The following is a 23371-nucleotide window of genomic DNA, read 5'->3' on the forward strand; positions in this document are numbered from 1 at the left end:
CTGGAATTCCGGCTGATTTTTTGTTTATGCCTGTGCGGGGATAATTTCTGGAAACAACTTTCCAATAATTTTCGGTGTCAATGCTTGCCCCGGTCCGTCGTAGCAGTAGGTGTGCATATACATGGACGGGTTGAAGTTAAGCTCGATACAGGTGCAGTTGGGGTGTTCTTTTGTGGAAATGAGCGCAGGATCTGGGATAATTAAATCGACTCCGCAGACCCAAGCTCCGATTGCAGTAGCCATGTCAGCTGCTAAGCGTTTGTAGCTGTCGTCCATTTGAACGGTTACGTCAATCGAGTCCCCACCTGTTGAGATATTGGAGTTGCCGCGCAATTCTGCTTTTTGTCCTGCTTCTAAAATGGTTTCTGGACTATAGCCCTGCTGGTCTAGCATCAGTAGCTCGATATCGCCTAGGTTGATGATTTCAAGCGGAGAGCGGTGGTCGCGGCCACGTAGCGGATCTTGATTTTTGAGGTCAACCAATTCGCGAATCGTATGAATTCCATCCCCAACGACATTTGCAGCGACGCGTAGCAGTACAGCTTCGCATTTTCCGTCAAGGACAAAAAAGCGGTATTCGGTTCCTGCGATAAATTCTTCGACCAAGACCTGCTTATCCTCGGAAAAGGCGATGTCAAGGGCTTTTTCATAGTCTTCTAGGCTGGCTCCGTCTTGGAAAATGGAGATACCAAGACCAAAGTTGGTTGATTTTGGCTTGACAACAATGGCCCGCTTTTCAATCTGTCCGTAGTAGCGTAAGGCATCTGCCTTGTTTGGAAATTCTGCCCCTGCTGGAACAGGAAATCCAGCGGCTGCGAGGATTTTCTTGGTGACCGTTTTATTGGCCATGGCAAGAGGGACAACATAGTTGTCTTTTGAGGTCATATTGCCATTTTTGACATACTCGACATGATCCTTGTGCCAGAGTTTGAGAAATTGATCTTCTTCATCAAGAATCTCAAGATTGACCCCCTTTTGAAGGGCATCAAACATGAGCATCTGGGTAGAAAGTTCCATGTGTTCGTACCCTTTGAGGGCGTACGGCGCAGTCCAAGCATACTCATGGAAGGTTTGCCCCTGCTTGCGACCAAAATCTTCTAGGGAGTGCTGTGCGATATGTGTTAGTAGTTGTCCTGATACTGTTAATTCGGGTTGGACAAGTTGTTGTTTGACCTTGTCTACTAGTCCTTGGTATTTTTCACCTAAGTGAAAATGAGAGACAACAGCCGCCATGGCATCCAGAATCATTTGGACATCTGCTTCTGTTGGTAGAGGAGTGAGAGGATGAGCAAGGGCAATCTGATTGTTCAGCTCGGCTGCTTTTTTTAAGGTTTCATCGACATGTTCAGGGCTATCAATCCAAAGTAGAGCAAGTGTAAAGAGATGAACGGTGTCCAAGGTCTCCTCGCTAATCGCTAGAAAATCAAAGGGATTGAGGTCAAAGGAGCGAAATTCGAGATAGCGAATGCCTTGCGTTAGGTAATCCCTGCTGTGTTTGTGACCCCGCAGGCGGACAGCTGAATAGAACTCTTTTTCGGCAGAAAGCTGACCGGTTTCGACATAGTGCTCAATATCGCGAACATAGCTTTCTAAATCAGCAAAGGAAACATGGACGTCATTGGTATTGACATAGCCGTAGGAACTGTTGCGCAGGGAGCGGACAGGGTGTCCCAATTCTTCCTTTAAAAAGCCTTTTTCAGCAATGGGACTGGCACCGTATAAGTAGGTCAATAACCAGCGGTAGCGCAGGAATTGCTGGGCTAGTTTGAGATAGAGGTCGTTTTTAAATGACAGTAATGAACTGTAGTTGCTTTGCTCAAATAATTGCTGAATCAAATCTGTGCCTAGTTCTATATTATAATGAATCCCAGACATGGACTGGAGCAGTTTTCCATAGCGTTTTCCTAGCCCTTCTCGGTAGCGATATTCGTAGGCATCATCAAGCTGAGCGATACGGATATCGTCTTCGCTTGCCTGAGGTGGCATAGACAGTGGCCAAAGGTATTCATCCGACTTCATTGACCGATAGGCAACCTCGGTGATTGCTCCTAATACTCGTCTGGCTTCACTGGTTGACGGGCTGACAGGCGTAATCAATTCAAGTTGGGATTCGCTGTAATCCGTCTGGATATAGGGGTGAAAATTGCGAGAGCCAAGCTTTTCTGGGTGGGGAGTTTGTGCAATACGATGTTTAGTATTCATGCGTAAGGACTCGCGTTCTAAGCCAAAAGTGGCTTGGAGAATGGGAAGGTTTTTTGGAGCTTCTTGCAATATGTGATTGATTATCATAAGTCTATTCCTCGTCGTATCTAGGAACCTGTATTTATAAGCTCTCGCTTAGAATTACTTCGCTTATGAATACAGGTTCTAATACTAATATTGTAGCGATTTTAGAATTGAAAAACAAATTTTCGCTACGTTCTACGTGCTTTCTTTGGTCTGAGATAGAAGAAAGTAGAAACTTTTTCTTGAAACATGGTATAATATAACATGCATAAGGAGACATCATGGTTGCAATAGGAAGATCAACAGGAAAGATTATTTTGATAGGAGAGCATGCAGTGGTTTACGGTCAGCCAGCCATTGCCATGCCTTTTTCTGCTGTCCAAATTACAGCAGAGGTTCGTAAAGAAGGCCAAGCTCTTTCTGTTAGTTGTGATTTTTACCAAGGCTTGGTTCATGAAATGCCTAAAATCTGGGAAAGTTTGAAACACGCTATTCGCTTTTCCCTCTATCGGATTGGCGCACCGACAGACCCAGCCATTCATATTGAGATTAGCTCCACGATTCCAGCAGAGCGGGGAATGGGCTCGAGCGCTGCGGTAGCTGCAGCAGTAGCGCGAGCGCTATTTTCCTTTTATGAAAAAAACTTATCAGATGAAGAGTTATGGGAAATTGTCCAATCGTCTGAAAAGATTGCCCACGGAAATCCGTCTGGCATTGATGCAACAACTGTAACAGGCACTACACCAATCTTTTTCATTAAGAATCAGTCGATTGAGCCTGTAGCCCTTTCCTTAGATGCCTATCTGGTTGTCGCAGACACGGGAAAGACAGGAAACACACTCGAAGCAATCACCGATGTGGCGTTGCTTTATAAGCGCCGTAGCGAGGTGGAAAGTTGGATTGAGGCTCTGGGGGAGCTGGCCTATCAGGCACGAGACTATCTGGCGCATAATCAGGCGGAATTGTTGGGACGGGTGATGAACCAAGCTCATGCCTATCTGACGGATTTGAGTGTGTCAGACGAGAGTTTGGATAGACTGGTGACCATTGCCTGTGAAACGGGCGCCTTGGGGGCCAAACTAACCGGAGGTGGCAGGGGTGGCTGCATGATTGCCCTAGCAAGAACTGAGGAAGAAGCAAAGACAATCGCTCAGGCCCTAGCAGGAGCAGGTGCCAGCCAAACATGGATACAGTACTTAGGAGAAGGACATGACTAAGAAAGTAGGAATCGCGCGTGCCCATACCAATATTGCCTTGATTAAATATTGGGGAAAGCGGGATAAGGACCTGTTTTTGCCGATGAATTCGAGTTTATCGCTGACACTGGACGCTTTTTATACAGATACCAAGGTCATCTTTGACGATTCCTTGCCAGCTGATGTCTTTTACTTGAACAAGAAAAAACAATCCGAAAAAGAACATCAAAAAATTTCGCAATTTTTGAATTTATTTCGCGACTATACAGGTGAGCGGAGATTTGCCCGTGTAGAGAGTTTGAATTTTGTGCCGACAGCGGCAGGTCTTGCTAGTTCGGCTTCAGCCTTTGCTGCCCTATCACTTGCAACTTCAACGGCCTTAGGCTTAGAGCTGTCTCGTGAGGAATTATCGACCTTTGCCAGACGTGGTTCAGGCTCTAGTACCCGCAGTTTATTTGGCGGCTTTGTCGAATGGGACATGGGGACGAGTGCAGCAGATTCTATGGCGCATCCGATTGACGATGCGACTTGGGATATTGGGATGATTATTTTGGCGGTAGATACAGGTAAGAAAAAGATTGCTAGTCGTGTAGGAATGGATCATACTGTTCAGACCTCTCCTTTTTATTCTATGTGGGTTGAAACAGCAGCGCAGGACTTACAAGATATCAAAGCTGCGATTGCCCGACGGGATTTTGAAAGACTTGGGCAAATCACAGAGCATAATGGCATGAAAATGCATGCGACAACCTTGTCGGCTAATCCCCCGTTTACTTACTGGACAGCAGATACGATGAAAGCGCAGGAAGCAGTTCGTCAGGTGAGAGAAGACTTGGGTGTGCCTGCTTATATGACCATGGATGCAGGACCCAATGTCAAGGTGCTTTGCCGAGCGAGCGATATGGAGCGCCTAGTTACAGCCTTGACAGACCATCTGCCAACAGAGCAAGTCTTGACCAGTCTTCCGGGAGCGGGTGCCTATGCCTTATCAGAAGCAGATTGGCAGGAATCGCAGGCTGTTTTTTTAAGAAAGGAACATCATGATTGAGGCGAGCGCACCAGGGAAATTATACTTGGCAGGGGAATACGCGGTCGTTGAAGCAGGGTATCCAGCAGTGATTGTAGCAGTCAACCAGCGCCTGTTTGCCAAACTGCAACAGGCAGAAGTCGGAAGTATCTACTCTACGCAGCAGCCTGATCTTGAGGTGGTATGGTCGCGCCAAGGCGAGTTGATTTGTACAAGGTCAAGTAATCCCTACCAGTTGATTACGAGCAGTATGCAGGTGGTTGAGGACTATGTTCGTGCGCTTGGAGTAGACATAGACAAGGTTTATCGTCTTGAAATTCTCTCAGACTTAGATGATGAAGCGTCTGGCACCAAGTATGGGCTTGGCTCTTCAGGAGCTGTGACGGTTGCAGTCGTTAAGGTCCTGCTTTCCTACTATCAAGAGGAATTAACACCGACCTTGATCTACAAGTTGTCGGCACTTGCCCAGTTGCGAATCGGGATGACAGGCTCTTTTGGCGACCTTGCTACCTCTAGCTTTGAAGGCGTTGTTGCCTATCGCTCGGTAGATAGAAAGTGGCTCAAAGAGGCCATGAATCGCTTGTCTATTTTGGAATTGGTGGCACAGGACTGGAAAGAATTATCCATTCAAGAGCTTGAACTACCAGATGGGTTAGATTTACTGGTCGGCTGGACAGGCTCTGCTGCTTCAACGGATCGATTAGTAGCAAGTATGCAAGGGCAGCTCAATCAGGAAGAAAAAGAAGCAGTTCATCGTCACTTTTTGGCAACCAATCGGACTTGTGTCGAAGCACTGATTCGCGCCTGTCACGAAAATGATAGGGTGGCAGTCAGAGAAGCCATAGTGACCAATCGCAAGCAACTACAGGACTTTTCAGCTGGTATGGGTATTCTCATCGAGACTCCTCAGCTGTCCCGCTTGTGTCAATTGGCGATGGAGCAAGGTGCTGTTGCCAAGTCCTCAGGTGCAGGTGGCGGTGATTGCGGGATTTGTCTAGTAGACTCCCTCGTACAAAAGGAAGGGATTGTAAAGGCCTGGGAAGAAGCGGGAATTGTTCCCTTAACTCTTTCAATTGGGTATAGAAAATAGGAGAAATCATGTTGGGAAATGAAGCTGTTGGTCTAAATCGTAAAGATGAGCATGTGGCCTTGGCGAACCAGCAATTTACACTGGCATCAGCAAGCGACTTTGAAGAGACCCGCTTTGTTCATCATTCTCTCCCAGAGATGAAGGTGGCAGATGTCAGCTTGAAAACATCAATAGCTGGTTTGGAACTAGAAATGCCCTTTTTTGTCAATGCTATGACAGGCGGGAGCAAAAAGACTGGGGAAATCAACCAATTATTAGGGATTTTAGGACGGGAAACCAAGATTCCGATAGCAACTGGTTCTGTCAGTGCGGCGTTGAAAGATCCGAGTGTGGCCCACACCTTTTCGATTGTGCGCAAGGAAAATCCCAATGGACTTATCTTTGCTAATCTAGGGGCTCATCATGATGTAGAAAATGCCAAAAGAGCGGTGGATATCCTTGAAGCAGATGCCTTACAAATCCACTTGAATGCGCCTCAGGAAATGGTCATGCCAGAGGGTGACCGTGATTTTTCCATGTGGATGAATAATATTGAAACTCTTGTCCGTGAACTTGAGGTGCCAGTCATTGTTAAAGAAGTTGGTTTTGGAATGAGTCGTGAAACGGTGGGGCAATTGACCTCTATTGGTGTAAAGACAGTGGATATTTCTGGAGTTGGTGGGACAGATTTTGTAAGAATTGAAGATGCCCGTAGGACACGAAACACTTACGATTACCTCCATGGTTGGGGGCAATCGACCATTATTTCCATGATAGAGGCCATGGGTTTGTCTGCAACTAGTCGTCCGCAACTCATTGCTTCAGGCGGAGTTAAAACTCCTTTAGACATCGTTAAATTGCTAGCGTTAGGGGCAGAAGCAGTCGGTCTATCCAACCGCTTTTTGCAGTTGGTCAAGGATAGACGGTCTGTGGAGCAGGCAATTGAGGAAGTCCAAGTATTTTGTGAGAGTATCACAGCGATTATGACCTTGCTCGGTGCGCGTGATGTGGCAACCTTGCGCCAGACCGACCTAGTTTTAGCACCAGCTGTTCAACATTGGTGTACAGCTCGAGGGATTGATTGGACATATTATGCCAATCGTTCGTCCAACCGCAGCGAGTAATGCATTTTTGAAAAAATATTGAAAATTTCAAGTAAAGAGCTTGATTTTTTCTTTTGTTTCGCCTATAATTGATTTGTCAATAGTTGATAAATCAATTATGAAACCTTTTTCGTTTTATAGTCATTTCGTTTTGAGTTCGTACTAGTCAAGGAGTTGCAGGCGTAGTCAGCATTAGGCAAGCTGCCTTCACCATACAGCACACAATAGATGAAAACAAAACGATGCTACTAGAAACGGTGAGGAAACGACATATCCAGAAACATGGAAAGATTAAGAACCTGTATTCACAGCTAGCGCAGCAACTCTATTCAGGGCTTATTTTACGCTACTCATCGTTGCTTTTTTTCGAAATACAGTCAGTATTCCTTCAAAAAAAGCGCCTTAATGATCGTAAAATAAGCTTCCGATTAGAATGACTTCGCTTATGAATACAGTTTCTAAAAGGAACTGTCATGACCGCAATTAATCACCTACTTTACCAGCTTCATGTTACCGATCAGACCCTGACCCAATTGTTTGAAAAGCGTTTGGGGATTAGCTTGACACGGTATGAGATATTGCAGTTCTTGCTTGCCTTTGCGCCCTGTAATCAGATTCGGGTGCAGGAGGTCTTGCAAATTGACCAAGCCGCTCTGACCCGCCATTTTAAGATTTTAGAAGAAAAGGGTTATGTGACTCGAGTCCGTAATCCACAAAATCAGCGGGAGGTTGTGGTGGATTTGACCGACTTTGCAAAAGACCAGCTCGTCACCTCCCCTCCGCCTCATCATGCGGATGTGAAAGCGCAAATGGAAAACATTTTATCAAGTGAAGAACGTGAAACCTTAGAAGCTTTGCTTGATAAGTTGGTAGATGGGTTAGAAACGATTGCCATTGACGAGAATTAGAACCTGTATTCATAAGCCCTGAATAGAGTGGCTGAGCTGAGAGTACAGATTCTTGGAAAGAAGGAGATTTTATGTCACTTATTACTACTATTTTAGCTACTATTGTTGCTCTTGAGCATCTGTATATTTTTTATTTGGAGAGCATTGCAACACAATCAGATAAGACTAGCCAGACTTTTAGCATGAGCAAGGAAGAGTTGTCTCGTCCTTCGGTCGATACCCTCTTTAAAAATCAAGGAATTTACAACGGTCTGCTCGCTATTTTTCTCTTGTACGGAATTTTTATCTCACACAATTTGGAAATCGTAACGATTTTTGTTTTGTATGTTATCGGAGCAGCAGTGTATGGCGCAGCTACATCAAATAAGGCTATTCTCTTGAAACAAGGTGCTCCAGCCATTTTAGCGTTGTTGAGTATTTTAGTATTGAAGTAAACGTAAGGGAACCTTCGTTTTTTCTTATCTATTGGATAACGAGCCTTTCCATTGAATACAGTGCTAGGCAGACGTGTTTATAACGTAATAAAGAAGAGCAAGTGACTACAGCTCTTCTTTATTCTTAATTGGGACCATTTTTATGAATTCATAGTGATGGTGGTTTAGTTATGCTAAGATGTTGGTAACCAGGATAGGTTGAAAACAATCTGTTTGGTAGCAAGGAGTTCTTTGTGTGAAAAGTTGGTCACGGGTTTGTCATCAAGGGTGATGCTGTTGACAAAGTTGAAATGAGAGTAATTGTTATGGCTGGTGATGGTAAGCCACGTGTCACTCGTAGGAAGGTAGATTTTGACTTGTGGAAAGAGTGGCACACCGCAGACATATTCGTCCTTTCCAGGGCAGAGGGGGTAGAATCCGAGACAGCTGAAAATGTACCAGGCTGACATGCTACCGTTGTCTTCGTCACCGGGATAGGCCTCAAAGCCTGGTTGAAAGCTTTCCTTGCGAATGCCTTTGATGAGTAAGCTAGTATATTCGGGGCGGAGACTCTTCTGGAATAGATACGGAATATGGAAACTAGGCTGGTTGGAAATAGCCAGCTGGCCGAAGTTTTGGGTCGACATTTCACTCATTTCGTGAATTTCATAACCATAGCCTGTAACCTCAAAGAGGGGTTGACTGTTGCAAAGTTCAACGAGGTAGTTTGTAAGGGATTTGCTGCCGCCCATAATCTGTTTGACTCCATCTACATCGTGGAGGATGCCGAGAGTTGCTTGAATGCTAGAGCATTCTGCATAATCTTGTCCCCAACTATAGGGAGAAAAGTTTGGGCGCCAGTTGCCCTTTTCATCTTTTGCTCTTAGATAGCCCGTTTCAGAATCAAAGAGCAGTTGATAGTTCTGGGATTGTTTTTTGTATTCTCTAGCGGTGTTCATGTGTCCGAGTGCTTCAGCGACACTTGCAATGCAAAAGTCGCTGTAGGTGTAGTCAATAGTGTGGCTAACACTTTCGTGAAATTGTGTATAAGGAAGATAACCTAGTTGTTTGTAAATATCAGCTCCGTGCCGCCCAAAGATACCATTCGGGTCTGTCTTTTCAGCGGTATCTAACATGGCTGTAAAAAGCTGTTCATGGAGGTGAGGGGCGATGTCTTTGCTACAGGCATCTGCGATAACCCCATCAATTAGGGTACCAGGCATCATACCGCGTTCGTCAGGGGCTAGCCATTTTGGCAGAAATCCTGTTTCTTGGTAGAAATGTAGAAATCCCTCTAAGAAAGCCGCATATTGTTCAGGTGCGACAAGGGAAAAGAGAGGAAAAGAAGTGCGGAAGGTGTCCCAAAAGCCATTGTTGGTAAAGAATTTTCCGGGGCGGACTTGGTTGGAGGTAAGGTCGAGGTGGATTTCTTGTCCTTCGGGGGTTTGTTCATAGAAAGTCTGAGGAAAAAGAAAGGTCCGGTAGAGGGCATGGTGAAACATGCGAGTATCGGAGTTACCACTATCAGTAATATCAAAACGGTGTAGGTAATGGAGCCAGCTTTCCTTAGCCTTGCTTTTACAGTCTTTAAAATCAAAGTCTGGTGTATTAAATAGGGCCTGTTCATGGGAGATATAAGAAGTCCCAAGTTGAATTTCGAGATTTGGTGTAGCAAATTCAAGCACAGTATCGAGCTCTAGCTGTCTGACCTCTGTTACTGGTCTGTCAAACCGCAGATGGACATAGAGGGTAATCGGTTTTCGGGTTGTTTCAGTTACATCCTTCACGCAACCTCGGATGGAATACTCGTCAATCTGCTCAAATGAGCATCCTTTTTCACTATGGAGGAAAAGAGAAAGATCTTGCTGTGTGAGACTGTTTAGTTTGAAGCAGGCGCCATAGGTTGTAGGCGCAAGCTCCGTTTGAATCTGGTAGCGCTCGGAGTGAATCACCAAGTGATGTGGATTAAAGGTGGCTTCATTGGGACGATAGCTACTTTGCCGATGAAAGAGGCTAGCTTGTGTCATCTTTCCTGTAACAGGAGTTAGTAACAGCCAGGCGTAATCTCCAATCCAAGGACTTGCTTGGTGAGTCAGCCGTATGCCTTGAAAAATCGGAACGGTCGGATTGAAGAACCAGGAACCTTGAGTATCGGTCGTTTGGGGAACAAAATAATTCATGCCAAATGGAAGTCCCGTGTAGGGAAGGGTGTTGCCATTTGAGTAAGCGTGGCAGTTGTTAGAACCGTAGCGGGTATCAATTTGTTCGAGTATACTTTTCATGTCATGTTCTCCGTGAAAGTGTTTTCTAAACTCATTATATCACGATTCTTTTCCCTAGGAACAAGTGGAAAAGATATTATCGAAAGGTCTATAGTTTGTGTAGGATTTTTATCGTGCTTTGTTTTATACTAGAAACTGAGAAATAGTCTAAACAAAGGAGACAATATGTATTCAAAAAAACTAGTAAATAAATGGTTGCAAGCAATCGCAGAACGGGCAAAAAATCATCCTGAATGGGTGCAGGTATTTGAACGATGCTATACAGATACGCTGGACAATACAGTTAAAATAGTAGATGATGGCACAGCTTTTGTCTTGACTGGAGACATACCTGCCATGTGGTTGCGTGATTCAACCGCTCAAGTGAAGCCTTATTTGTTTTTAGCAAAAGAAGATGAACAATTACGCAAGACCATTCTAGGAGTATTGAGACGCCAGCTTCGTTTTATCTTGCACGATCCATATGCAAATGCTTTTAACATGGAGGATAATTGGAAAGGGCACCATGAGACGGATCGGACAGATTTGACGGGATGGATTTGGGAGAGAAAGTATGAAGTGGACTCGCTTTGTTATCCCTTGCAGCTAGCCTATCTCTTGTGGAAAGTAACGGGAGAAACCAGCCAATTCGATGAGGAATTCATCTCAGCAACAAAAGCAATCATTCATCTTTGGCAGGTAGAACAAGATCATAGTCAATCATCCTACTCATTTGTTCGTGAAGGAGAGCGTCTGGAAGATACGTTGGTAAATGATGGGACTGGACCAGCCTTTGGTCTGACAGGTATGACCTGGTCTGGATTTCGTCCGAGTGATGATGCCTGCGAGTATAGCTACCTTGTTCCGTCCAATATGTTTGCGGTAGTTGTCTTGGGGTATGTCGTGGAAATTTTTGAACAGCTCAACTTGTCTGATAGTGAAGATATCGTATCTCAGGCTAGAGTCTTGCAAGGTGAAATCAAAGAGGGGATTGAAACCTATGGCAAAACTCAAAATCAGGCAGGAGAAACCATTTATGCCTTTGAAGTAGATGGTTTAGGCAATGCCAGTATCATGGATGATCCAAATGTACCAAGCCTTCTTGCTGCGCCTTATCTAGGCTACTGTGATTTGGATGACGAGGTGTATCAGGCGACACGCCGTACAATTTTAAGTAAGGAAAATCCTTATTATTATGAGGGGGAGTATGCCAAAGGCTTGGGAAGTTCTCATACCTTTTACCGTTATATTTGGCCAATTGCGCTCTGTATTGAGGGCTTGACCACCAAGGATCAGGCTGAAAAAGAGCGAATTTTAGATTTACTGATAGCTTGTGACGGTGGAACAGGTGTTATGCATGAGAGTTTCCATGTTGATGATCCAACTAAATTCTCCCGCGAGTGGTTCTCATGGGCCAATATGATGTTTTGTGAATTAGTACTGGATTACTATGGTATGCGAGTGGAGGTCTAAAGTGGAGAATAGTGTAGTTCATATTATCTCTCATAGTCACTGGGACCGCGAATGGTACCAGTCCTTTGAGGGGCACCGGATGCAGCTGATTGAGCTCTTTGATGATTTATTTGACTTGTTTGAAAATGATCCGGAATTTAAGAGTTTTCATCTGGACGGTCAGACCATTGTTTTAGACGATTATTTGGCTATTCGTCCTGAAAATCGCGAGAAATTGCAGTCTTATATCGATCAAGGGAAATTAAAAATCGGACCATTTTATATCCTGCAAGATGATTACCTCATTAGTAGTGAGTCCAATGTTCGCAACAGCTTAATCGGTCATCAAGAATGTCAAAAATGGGGTCAGTCAACGGCAGTTGGCTATTTTCCAGATACCTTTGGAAATATGGGACAGGCACCACAATTACTCAAGCAAACAGGACTCGATGTAGCAGCCTTTGGTCGTGGCGTTAAGCCAATTGGCTTTGATAATCAGGTTCTATCCGATCAGCAATTCACCTCGCAATTCTCGGAAATGGTCTGGCAGGGAGCGGACGGTAGTGAGGTTCTAGGAATCTTATTTGCTAACTGGTACAGTAATGGAAATGAGATTCCTGTTGATAAGACAGAAGCAGCAGTCTTTTGGGAGAAAAAACTGGCAGATGTTAAGCGCTATGCAGCAACTAATCAATGGTTGATGATGAATGGCTGCGATCATCAGCCTGTTCAAAAGAATTTGAGCGAGGCCATTCGAGTCGCAAATGAATTGTATCCTGACATTACCTTTGTCCACAGTAGTTTTGATGACTATATAGCAGCAGTCAGGGAACATCTGCCCGCTAACTTGTCTCAGGTAACAGGTGAATTGACTAGTCAGGAGACAGATGGGTGGTATACCTTGGCGAATACCGCTTCTGCTCGAATTTATCTCAAACAGGCCTATGTCGAAACCAGCAATCTCTTAGAGCAGGTGGTCGAGCCGCTTCTTGTCTTGACGGAGGGAGAATCTTACCAAGACCAGCTGACCTACGCTTGGAAAACCTTGCTTCAAAATGCTCCGCATGATAGTATTTGTGGCTGTAGTGTGGATGAAGTCCATCGTGAAATGGAAGTGCGTTTTGAAAAGGCAAAAGCAGTAGCAGCATTTGTCAAGACCAATGCCCTGAACGTTTGGAAAGACCAGCTAAATACCGAACGGGCAAGTGGAGACTATCTATTTACGGTAGTGAATACTGGCTTACACCGTAAACGAGATCAGGCGAGTGTCGTGCTAGAAGTAGCCACATGTGATTTTAAAGAAGCCCCACCTACGATTGCTTTTCAACGGATGTCAGAACTAGAACTTCCTACTTTTTGTATCGAAGATTTAGAAGGGAATCGGATTCCTGCTGTCATTGAAGATTTAGGAGCGCATTTCAACTATCAATTGCCAAAAGATGCTTTTCGTAAGGCTTATATTGCACGTCAAGTCAAGGTAACAGTTCCTGTTGATTTAAAAGCTGTTTCCTGGCAGACATTCCAGCTTGTAGTCGCTGAGCCAGTGGCAGAAAAGGGGCTCTACCAAGATGGGCAGATTGAGACAGACTATCTTAAACTTTCTGTGGGAAAAAATAGTTTGACCCTTCATGATAAGCAGACAGGCCAGATTTATTCAGATTTTCTCCAGTTTGAAGATCGAGGTGATGTTGGGAATGAATACCTCTATTTCCAACCGATTAATACCGAACCAATCTATGCTGATTTGATTAGAGTGGAAGTGCTTGAAAATACTAGCCAAGTAGCTCGTCTGTGTTTGGTTCATTCCTTGACAATTCCCGTTAGTGCAGATGAACGGTTAGAACGGGAACAAGAAGGCCTGGTTGAATACATGAAACGAAGCTCAGGTCGTTCGCAGGAAATGATAGAAATAGAGCTTACGACAGAAGTGACAGTCTTTGCTTCAGACCCGCAAATTCGCTTTAAAACACATTTTACCAATACGGCAAAAGATCACCGGATCCGCGTGCTCTTTCAGACACACCATAAGGGCTCGAGACATGTGGCGGAGAGTATTTTCGAAGTGGTTGAGCGGCCAAATCAGCCGTCAGCTTCATGGGAAAATCCTGAAAATACCCAACGGCAACAGGCTTTTGTCAGCTTGATAGATGACGAAAAAGGCGTAACAGTTGCCAATAAAGGATTATATGAATATGAAGTGTTAAATGACAAAACACTTGCCCTTACAATTCTGCGTGCAGTGGGTGAGTTGGGCGACTGGGGCTATTTCCCAACACCAGATGCAGAGTGTTTACGAACATTTGAAGTGGAATATGCACTTGAATGCCACCGTCCAGAAGAGCGTTTTGCAGCCTATAGACGAGCCAAAGCTTTTCAGACACCTCTGACGGTAGTTCAAGTTCCTGTCCAAACTGGAACAATTGCCCCAGCAGGTCATGCTCTGGAACATCCAGCCTTGGCAGAAGACAGGATTTGTCCAACAGCCTTGAAATATGAAACAGCAGGCACCCAAGCACTTCTTCGCTACTATAACATGAGTCAGGAGCCGATATTCTTAGTGGAAAATGCCCAGTATGTCAATCTGCTAGAAGAAGTTTACCAAGTAGAAGGCGATTGGATAAAAGCGCAAGAAATTCGCACGGAAGTCCTGCGACAAGGAGAATAATATGGTAATAGCGTGTATTGATATTGGTGGGACCAGCGTTAAATTTGCCAAGATGACGAAGGAAGGAGCGGTGCTTGAAAAAGAAACCTGCCCGACACCTGAAAACTTGGAAGACCTGCTTGCCTTTTTGCAGAGCTGTCTGTCAAAAGCACCCTATGAGGGGATTGCTTTTAGCGTGCCAGGGGCTGTCAATCGAGAAACAGGTATCATCGAAGGCATTAGTGCGATTCCCTATATTCATGGCTTCTCTTGGTATGACAAACTGGCAATCTATGGGATACCTGTGACTTTGGAAAATGATGCCAATTGCGTTGGTCTCAGTGAGCTCCTGTCCCATCCTCACCTGCAAAATCTTGCTTGTGTAGTCATTGGGACGGGCATTGGTGGTGCCATTATCATAAATGGCAAGTTGCATCGAGGACGGCACAATTTAGGGGGTGAATTTGGCTATATGACCTTGCGAAAGCCAGACCAGCACCTCCATAATTGGTCGACACTTGCTTCTACAGGGAAATTGGTGCGTACCGTACGTGAAAAAACGGGAGATGACACCTATGATGGTCGTAGGATTTTCCAAGAGGCTGACCAGGGCAATCTGATATGTCGTGATAGCATTGAACAGATGTATCATTACTTGGCCTTGGGGATTCTAAATATCCAGTACAGCCTTGACCCAGACATTATAAGCATTGGTGGCAGTATCAGCCAGAATGACATTTTTATCGCAGGCTTACAGAAGAAAATCGAAAAATTGGTTCATCAGTATCCCGAATACAGTATTGTTCCAAGTATTGCTGCTTGTCATTATCAAGAAGATGCGAATCTATACGGAGCCTTGGTGAATTGGCTTCAGGAGGAAAAACAATGGTAGTTGTGAGAGGTTTGTCAAAACAGCAGGAAAAAGCTGTTCAACAAGTTCAAAAACGTTTGAAGTTAGAGGATTGTCAAATAGATAGTACACAAAGTGCAACACATTCCCTTGTCCTTGAGGGGGAAAATGGCCATTATCGTCTCAGTTATGACCAGCCTTTTCGTCTTTATCGTGGGCTTAGTCTCCTAAAAGCAGCTTTGGAACGGGGAGACAAGGTTGCTATTACAGAAGATGCAGGCTATGAACGCTTGGCTTACATGGCAGACTGCTCCCGTAATGCGGTACTAACGGTTGAAGCCTGCAAAGAGATGATTGAACTTCTTGCTCTCATGGGCTACTCCACCTTTGAGCTTTACATGGAAGATACCTATGAAATTAAGGGACAACCTTATTTTGGTTATTTTAGAGGTCGCTATACGGTTGAGGAATTAAAGGAAATCGAGGACTATGCAGCTCTTTTTGATATGGAGTTTGTCCCTTGTATCCAAACCCTTGCCCATCTCAGTGCATTTGTCAAATGGCAGGTCAAAGAAGTTCAGGAACTACGGGATGTAGATGATATTTTGCTAGCTGGTGAAGATAAGGTTTACCAACTAATTGAGCAGATGTTTACGAGCTTGTCGGCTCTCAAAACGCGGAGAATCAATATTGGCATGGATGAAGCCTATCTAGTCGGACTTGGTCGCTATTATGATAAACATGGCGCACGAGAGCGTAGTCTTATTATGTGTGAGCACTTGGATCGGGTTTTGACCGTAGCGGAGAAATACGGTTTTACATGCCAGATGTGGAGTGACATGTTTTTCAAATTGATGTCTGCAACAGCCAATTATGAAGGTGAATTACAGATTCAACCTGAGACGCAAGCATATCTCGAACGCTTAAAAGATCGTGTAACCTTGGTGTACTGGGATTATTACCAAGACGCCAGTGAGAAATATGAGCGTAATTTTGAACGACATTTAAGTGTCAGCTCTAATCTTGCCTTTGCAGGTGGAGCATGGAAATGGATTGGGTTTACACCGCATAATCACTTCAGTCAGCTGATTGCAAAGGAAGCACATCAAGCTTGTCAGCGCTATCAGATTAAGGAAGTGATTGTGACTGGATGGGGAGATAATGGTGGAGAAACGGCTCAGTTTTCTATACTTCCTGCCTTGCAAACTTGGGCTGAATGGACCTACCGTAATGATTTGGAGAAAATCGCCGAACATTTTGTCGTCAATACAGGTGTGGATTTTGAGGATTTTATGCAGATTGATTTGGCAAATTTGCTACCGCATATACCTGAACATCTCAGTGGTATCAATCCAAACCGCTATGTCTTCTATCAGGATATTCTCTGTCCCTTGTTGGATCAGCATATTGTGGTAGAAGATGCCCAGCATTTCTTGCAGTCCGCAAGGCTACTGGATTCCATTGCTCAAACCGTAGGGAATTTTGCATATCTATTTGAAACACAAGCCTTACTCAATCAGATTCTCGCAGTTAAGGCTTGTCTGCCTAAGGATATTCGTAAAGCCTATAAGCAAGAGGATAAGGAGAAATTGTTAATCTATGCTGAAGCAGATTTGGTTCAGCTAGAAGCAGATTTGGAGCGCTTTATCGCTTGTTTCAGTCGTCAGTGGTTACGGGAAAATAAGGTATTTGGCTTAGATACGGTAGACATTCGCTTGGGAGGCTTGTTGCAACGTGTGCGCCGTGCCAAAGAACGCTTGACCCTTTATGCTAAGGGAGAATTGACCAACCTACCAGAATTGGAAGAAGAACTTTTGCCGTTCAATGACTTCTATACAGGTAAGAGTCAGTCAGCGACCACTGCAAATCAATGGCATTTTATCGCTACAGCGTCGACGATTTATACGACATAAGAAAGAGACCAAATGGTCTCTTTCTGCCATTTTTAGCGATTCATATTCTTCTGAGAAAACGAGTTTCGTATTGCAGTTGGGCTGTTGGAGGAGAGGGCTTGTGATAAGAGTTGGTTCTAGTGAAAAATCAGATAGAAACTCTAAGAAAATTCATCCTCTTTTTTAGAGTAAAGCAGACACATCTATTTATTTTCTACAAGATTTGAAAAATTTGTAGAATTTTTTCTATAAATAGTAGTTAATACTTTGAAGAAAAAGGAGGTATACTAGTTATGTAAACGTTAACAAAGGAGGGCTTCGGATGAAAAAACTAGGAAGAACGCTGAAAGAAAACTGGATATTTCTATTGATGGTTTTTCCAGGAGTCGTCTGGTTAATACTGTTTTTCTATATACCAGTAGTTGGAAATGTTGTCGCTTTTAAGAATTATCGCTTGAGTGGCGAAGGGTTTATTCATAGTTTACAGACGAGTGAATGGGTCGGATTAGATAACTTTAAATTTTTATTTAGTTCGAGCGATGCCTATATTATTACGCGAAATACCATTCTTTATAATGCTGGTTTCATTATTTTAGGACTGATTGCAGCTGTATCACTTGCGATTATCTTTAGTGAATTACGTTCTAAGCGCTTGGTAAAAATATATCAGACCACAATGCTCTTTCCTTACTTTTTATCATGGATTATCATTTCTTTTTTTGTCTATGCTTTTTTGAGCCCAGACAGAGGACTGCTCAATCATGTATTAACAAGTATAGGGATGGAAGGAAAAAGTTGGTATAATGTAGCAGCGTTTTGGCCACCTTTTCTTCTCTTCATTGGTATTTGGAAGGGCTTGGGCTACAACAGCATTATTTATTATGCGACCATTATGGGAATTGATCCGACCTATTATGAGGCCGCTACGGTGGATGGCGCTACGAAGTGGCAACGAATTCGCCATGTTACGATTCCCCAATTGACCCCACTCATCATTATTTTAACGATTTTAGCTGTGGGAAATATCTTCCGCGCCGATTTTGGGCTTTTCTTCCAGATTCCGCGTGACTCGGGTACTATTTATAATGTTACAAATGTTTTAGATACTTACGTCTATCGAGGACTTGCGACGACTGGTGATATTAGTATGGCAGCGGCGGCCGGTTTGTATCAATCGGTGATTGGCTTGATTTTAGTGTTAACGACTAACTTCATTGTCCGTCGTATCGATAAAGAATCTGCTTTATTCTAGAAAGGAGCACTATGAAATCAAAAATTTCTAAAGAAAAAATTGACAAAGTTGGCATCCATTCTTTCAGTAAGAAAGCAGATCTTTTCTTCAATATCCTTGTTGCCCTCTTTGCCCTATCATGTGTATTGCCGTTCTTCTTTGTGATTATCATTTCTGTGACGGACGAAACACGGTTAGTGATTGATGGCTTCCAATTTTGGCCATCCCAATTTAGTTTTGCAGGTTATGAATTCTTGCTTCAATTGAAGGACAAGCTATTTCAATCTCTTTTTATTACGATGTTTGTCACGGTTGTAGGGACGACTTTAAATGTTTTTTTCACAACGACGTATGCCTACGCTATTTCTCGGAGAACCTTTAAATTCAGACGTTTTTTCACCCTCTTTGCCATGCTGAGTATGCTCTTTAGTGCGGGGATTGTGCCGAGCTATATTGTTATGACGAGCTTACTTGGTCTAGGTGATACTGTTTTAGCATTAATTTTACCGATGTTACTCAGTCCATTTAATATCATGGTTATGAGAACATTTATTAAAAAGACAATCTCTGAATCGATTATTGAATCTGCTCGTATTGACGGCGCGAGTGAAGCGAGAATTTTTTTCCAGATTTGCTTACCTCTCGTATTACCTGGGATTGCAACAATTAGCTTGTTCACTGCCTTGGCTTTCTGGAATGATTGGTTCAACGCACTTCTTTACATTAAGAGTGACAATTTAGTGCCTCTCCAATATTTACTGATGAAAATTCAGGCAAATATGGAATACCTCTCAAAGAATGCTGGGCTAGGAACTCAATTTGCTGCACTAAACAGCAGTTTACCAAAAGAGTCTGCTCGAATGGCGATGGTGGTAGTCGCAACTTTGCCGATTGCCTGCATTTATCCATTCTTCCAACGTTACTTTGTCAAAGGACTGACGATAGGAGGTGTCAAAGAGTAAATATATGTCTTCTGTAAGAAGAGAAATACCTGAAGCAAGTGCTTCGTAACTGATTTTTGGAATAAATAAAAAAGGAGAAAAAGAATGAAGAAATGGCAAAAATATGCTGTTTTATCAGCAGGTGTAGTAGCTGCGGCTAGTTTAGCAGCTTGTGGTAGTTTAAAAGGGGACAATAGCAAGCAAGCGACGTCAGATGATGGCAAGACAGTTATCAAGATGTATCAAATTGGTGATAAACCAGAAAATCTAGATCAATTACTAGAAAATGCCAATAAAATTATCAGTGAAAAGACAGGCGCAAAACTAGATATTCAATATATTGGTTGGGGTGAATATGCTGATAAGATGAATGTGATGGTGCAATCTGGTGAAAACTTTGACATCGCCTTTGCCCAAAACTATGTTATTAATGCGCAAAAAGGTGGTTATGCTGACTTAACTGAACTCTATCAAAAAGAAGGAAAAGCCCTTTACGATTCACTTGATCCAGCTTACATTAAAGGAAATATGGTCAATGGAAAGATTTATGCTGTACCAGTCAGCGCCAATGTGACTTCTGCTCAACATCTAGCCTTTAATGGTCCAATGGTTGAAAAATATGGTATTGATGTCAGTGGTATCAATAGCTATGAAGGACTTGAGCCCGCTTTGAAAGTGATAAAAGAAAAAAATCCTGAGACAACACCATTTGCTATCGGTAAGAACTATGTACCATCAGAAGATTTTGACTACCCAATGTCTAATGAATTGCCGTTTGTTATTGACCTGAAAGGGGACACAACAAAGGTTGTCAACCGCTATGAGGTGGATCGATTTAAAGAACATTTGAAAACTTTGCATAAATACTACAAGGCAGGTTATATTCCACAAGACGCGGCTACAAGCGACACTTCTTATGAATTAGGGACAGACACTTGGTTTGCACGTGAAGAAACAGCAGGACCAGCAGACTATGGTGACAGTCTCTTGACACGTGTTTCGAATCGTAAAATCATCATCAATCCATTGACACAGTTCATTAAGAAAAACCAGACTACTCAAGTTGCGAACTTTATTATTTCTAATACATCCAAAAATAAAGAAAAAGCAATGGAAATCTTGACTTTGTTAAATACTGACAAGGAATTGTTGAACGGTCTTGTATATGGTCCAGAAGGTGAAAACTGGGAAAAAGTTGAGGGAACTGACCGTGTGAAAGTCCTTGAAGGCTATAATGGAAATACCCACATGTCTGGTTGGAATACTGGTAACAACTGGAATCTCTATATCAACGAAAACGTAACAGATGAGCAAATTGCAGAGTCTAAGAAAATTTTGGAAGAAGCAACAGAATCTCCTGCTCTTGGCTTTAACTTTAATACAGAGCCAGTTAAATCTGAATTAACGGCTGTAACAAACACAATGAAACAATATGCAGCAGCTATCAATACAGGTACAGTAGACCCTGATGTTGAAATTCCAAAACTCATGGAAAAACTTAAATCAGAAGGTGCTTATGAAAAAGTACTGAAAGAGTTGCAAAAACAATATGACGAGTTCTTGAGTGCTAAAAAATAAGCTGATAAAGAGAGGAGGCTGAGACAAAAGTGTCCCAGTCTCGCTTTCTTGATTCGAGGCTCAGGTATTAATCGCCACTCTCTTGACTATTGATATACGTCAAACTGTTCAAACGATAAAAGAAACAAGCCTGGACATTTTTGGCCCAGGCTCTTTTCAAATCAAGCTAATCACTATATGGTATAATAGACCTATAAAAGGAGGATAGTATGGGACGATTGATTGAATTTATTTTTCAGAGAGTTTACCTTGCTCTACTCGTTTCGGGGATCTTTTTTCTGTTAACCATTTGTGGTGGGATAGTGTTTGGAATCGCTCCTGCAGGGGCAACAGTGATGTCCTTGTTTGCAGAACATGGTTATGATTACCGTGGCTACAATTGGTCTGTAGCTTGGTCTTTGTTTAAAGGAAATATCAGAGGAAGTAATCTGGTTTTTTATTCTCTGGCTTTCGTAGAGTCGGTCTTGTTGTATGGGCTTTATCTGACAGTACAGCTTCCTCCATCTCTACTGACTGTAATAGTGACCTTTGTTCAAGCCCTGTTAGCCCTTTTTGTTTGTTTGGCTTATTCGATTTATTTAAAATTGCAAGTTTATTTTGAAATGTCTTATCTGGTGAGTCTGAAACTCTCTTTTGTAGGATTGTTTATTAGTGTTGCTGCGCTTATAAAATTGTTAGTAGGGACGATTCTGTTAGTTTGGTTGAGTCTGCGCTTCCCAGCAGTTGGCTTTTTCTTATTGATAGGAATCTGGCATTTTTATATAAGTGATGTACTTGAGCCCATTTATGAAGGTTTACAAGCGAAAATGAGATAGGATACAGAATGAAACAATTTTGGTTAAATTCGCTTCTTAGAATTTATGCATCTACCATGATTGTCATCATGGCGTTGACAGCTTGTCTTTTAGCCTATTCGAACTGGCATTTAAAAGATCAAGAAGCGCAAAGGGTGTTGCGGCATGTGTCTGATCGTATGGTAGATGAGGTAGAGTATCAGTACCGTCGCTCTAGTCAAGTGACTGAATCTCTGACACAAAATGCTATTCAGCTAGAAGGCTTGTATAAATATTTTTCCCTCAGTCCATCAGAATATGCTTCGTGGCTATTAAATACAAATGCTCCTCGGGGAGTTGACCCATCTATTCATCGGAACATCCGAATGTTGTATATGCAAAATGAGTCCATCGAGGGTATTGCGATAGCCTTAAATGATTATAAGACAGTATTTGTATCCAATCGTGAGGCAAGAAATGGTAAGCAGATTGAGGCAGAAGATTTTAAGCCAGATTCGCAGGCTTTTCCGGTGTTAATGTATGACAAGGTGTCCGATCAAGTAATTGGGACGGCTTATGTGACAGTCAATGAGGAAGTGTTTCGGAAGTTGGTAGAAAATGCGGCAGTTCCATTGGTTGTTCGCATTGTCTCTCCCTATAAGCAGGAGATGATGATTCTAGCAGATCAGCAATCCATAGAAGTCACGCAATGGCTCAGAAGAGAGACTGCCCATGATTATGTTGTGGGTATTGCTCTTCCAAAAGACTATCTCTTACGCTTGAATTTCCTACAGACACTGGGTATTGTAGGGACAAGTCTTGTCTTATCGGCAATTCTATACTTTTTGTTGAAGCGCGTCTTTAAGAATTACCAAGAGCAGGTCAGTGATATTGTTGATACCATGCAAGTGATTTCATACGGAGATTCTGACAAGCGGATTGATGTGAAAACCAAGGAGCGCGAATTACTGCTGATTGCAGATAATACAAACCAAATGCTTGATAATCTAAATCAGAATTTGCATGATATTTACCAATTGCAGTTGAGCCAGAAAGATGCGACCCTGCGGGCCTTACAAGCGCAAATCAATCCACATTTCATGTACAATACCTTAGAATTTATCCGCATGTATGCGGTGGTCCATGATCAGGATGAGCTAGCAGATATTATCTATGAATTTAGCAGTCTTTTGCGTAATAATATTTCAGATGAAAAAACAACGACCTTAGAACAAGAATTGGAATTTTGTCGAAAATATAGCTATATCTGTATGATGCGCTATCCAAAATCAGTCGCCTACGATTACAAGATTGATCCAGCTCTAACATCTTTTCGTATTCCGAAATTTAGTATTCAGCCCCTGGTTGAAAATTATTTTGCTCATGGTATTGAGCACCATCGTCACAATAATGCTATTAGCGTTAAGGCAGTGCAACGGGAACACGGGATTGAAATTCTAATTCGTGACAATGGAAAAGGGATGACAGAAGAAGTCACAGAGCGCCTTCAAAGAGTTTTGCAACAACGTAGGTTCACTCATACTGATCAAGAACAGCGTTCTATTGGTATTGTCAATGTACATGAGCGTTTTGTCCTATTTTTCGGAGATCGGTACGAGATACAACTAACTTCTGAAGAGGGACGTGGTGTGACTTACCGCATTTTCATCGCTCAGGAGGACTAGTATAACCTTATTCGATATGTTATAGTTGGTCAGTCTTGATTTATTAGAAGACTTGACAAGAGAGTTAACGAGGTGAGCAAATCGAAACGGAAGGACGATAGATTAGAAGATTAGAAAGAGGA

At 42.9% G+C, this 23371-nt stretch carries 17 protein-coding genes; 15 read left to right on the forward strand and 2 right to left on the reverse strand.

Annotated features, from left to right (window positions below):
- Positions 1-24: 24 nt before the first annotated feature.
- Positions 25-2289: a bifunctional glutamate--cysteine ligase GshA/glutathione synthetase GshB gene (gshAB, locus tag CHF41_RS01570; RefSeq protein WP_119875718.1), complete on the reverse strand. Its 2265-nt coding sequence runs from the start codon at positions 2287-2289 to the stop codon at positions 25-27.
- Positions 2290-2507: 218 nt separating this feature from the next.
- Here gshAB and mvk point away from each other — a divergent pair, with 218 nt between their 5' ends.
- The 6 genes from mvk (at position 2508) to CHF41_RS01600 (ending at position 7963) form a co-directional block, all read left to right on the forward strand.
- Positions 2508-3443: a mevalonate kinase gene (gene mvk, locus CHF41_RS01575; protein ID WP_119875719.1), complete on the forward strand. Its 936-nt coding sequence runs from the start codon at positions 2508-2510 to the stop codon at positions 3441-3443.
- Entirely contained in the window at positions 3436-4470 is a 1035-nt protein-coding gene (gene mvaD / locus CHF41_RS01580; protein WP_119875720.1) for a diphosphomevalonate decarboxylase, read from the forward strand. The genes mvk and mvaD overlap by 8 nt, the downstream gene beginning before the upstream one ends.
- Positions 4463-5539, forward strand: coding sequence for a phosphomevalonate kinase (locus CHF41_RS01585; RefSeq protein WP_119875721.1), 1077 nt, complete (start codon positions 4463-4465; stop codon positions 5537-5539). The genes mvaD and CHF41_RS01585 overlap by 8 nt, the downstream gene beginning before the upstream one ends.
- Positions 5540-5547: 8 nt before the next feature.
- Entirely contained in the window at positions 5548-6642 is a 1095-nt protein-coding gene (fni, locus tag CHF41_RS01590) for a type 2 isopentenyl-diphosphate Delta-isomerase (RefSeq protein ID WP_119875722.1), read from the forward strand.
- Positions 6643-7094: 452 nt separating this feature from the next.
- On the forward strand, positions 7095-7529 hold the full coding sequence (locus CHF41_RS01595; protein ID WP_119875723.1) for a MarR family winged helix-turn-helix transcriptional regulator: 435 nt from the start codon (positions 7095-7097) through the stop codon (positions 7527-7529).
- Positions 7530-7600: 71 nt separating this feature from the next.
- Positions 7601-7963 (forward strand): DUF1304 domain-containing protein, encoded by a 363-nt coding sequence (locus CHF41_RS01600; RefSeq protein ID WP_119875724.1) that lies wholly within the window; start codon positions 7601-7603, stop codon positions 7961-7963.
- 173 nt (positions 7964-8136) lie between these two features.
- Here the strand turns inward: CHF41_RS01600 and CHF41_RS01605 are convergent, their stop codons facing one another.
- On the reverse strand, positions 8137-10224 hold the full coding sequence (locus CHF41_RS01605) for a GH92 family glycosyl hydrolase (RefSeq protein ID WP_119875725.1): 2088 nt from the start codon (positions 10222-10224) through the stop codon (positions 8137-8139).
- A gap of 165 nt (positions 10225-10389) precedes the next feature.
- Here CHF41_RS01605 and CHF41_RS01610 point away from each other — a divergent pair, with 165 nt between their 5' ends.
- From CHF41_RS01610 to CHF41_RS01650, 9 genes are all read left to right on the forward strand, one after another.
- Complete coding sequence (locus CHF41_RS01610) at positions 10390-11676, forward strand: glycoside hydrolase family 125 protein (RefSeq protein ID WP_119875726.1); 1287 nt, start codon at positions 10390-10392, stop codon at positions 11674-11676.
- 1 nt (position 11677) lies between these two features.
- Complete coding sequence (locus tag CHF41_RS01615; RefSeq protein WP_119875727.1) at positions 11678-14320, forward strand: alpha-mannosidase; 2643 nt, start codon at positions 11678-11680, stop codon at positions 14318-14320.
- A 1-nt stretch (position 14321) separates the two neighbouring features.
- Positions 14322-15191: an ROK family protein gene (locus CHF41_RS01620; RefSeq protein ID WP_119875728.1), complete on the forward strand. Its 870-nt coding sequence runs from the start codon at positions 14322-14324 to the stop codon at positions 15189-15191.
- Entirely contained in the window at positions 15185-17062 is a 1878-nt protein-coding gene (locus tag CHF41_RS01625; protein WP_119875729.1) for a beta-N-acetylhexosaminidase, read from the forward strand. The genes CHF41_RS01620 and CHF41_RS01625 overlap by 7 nt, the downstream gene beginning before the upstream one ends.
- A 301-nt stretch (positions 17063-17363) precedes the next feature.
- Positions 17364-18293 carry an ABC transporter permease gene (locus CHF41_RS01630; protein WP_119875730.1) on the forward strand — a complete coding sequence of 310 codons (930 nt, stop codon included), beginning with the start codon at positions 17364-17366 and terminating at the stop codon, positions 18291-18293.
- 11 nt (positions 18294-18304) lie between these two features.
- On the forward strand, positions 18305-19234 hold the full coding sequence (locus tag CHF41_RS01635) for a carbohydrate ABC transporter permease (RefSeq protein WP_119875731.1): 930 nt from the start codon (positions 18305-18307) through the stop codon (positions 19232-19234).
- A gap of 84 nt (positions 19235-19318) precedes the next feature.
- Positions 19319-20791 (forward strand): ABC transporter substrate-binding protein, encoded by a 1473-nt coding sequence (locus CHF41_RS01640; protein WP_119875732.1) that lies wholly within the window; start codon positions 19319-19321, stop codon positions 20789-20791.
- A 209-nt stretch (positions 20792-21000) separates the two neighbouring features.
- Positions 21001-21606, forward strand: coding sequence for a DUF624 domain-containing protein (locus CHF41_RS01645; protein ID WP_119875733.1), 606 nt, complete (start codon positions 21001-21003; stop codon positions 21604-21606).
- 8 nt (positions 21607-21614) lie between these two features.
- Positions 21615-23249: a sensor histidine kinase gene (locus CHF41_RS01650; RefSeq protein WP_119875734.1), complete on the forward strand. Its 1635-nt coding sequence runs from the start codon at positions 21615-21617 to the stop codon at positions 23247-23249.
- Positions 23250-23371 lie beyond the last annotated feature (122 nt).

Source organism: Streptococcus respiraculi (assembly GCF_003595525.1).
Lineage (GTDB): Bacteria > Bacillota > Bacilli > Lactobacillales > Streptococcaceae > Streptococcus > Streptococcus respiraculi.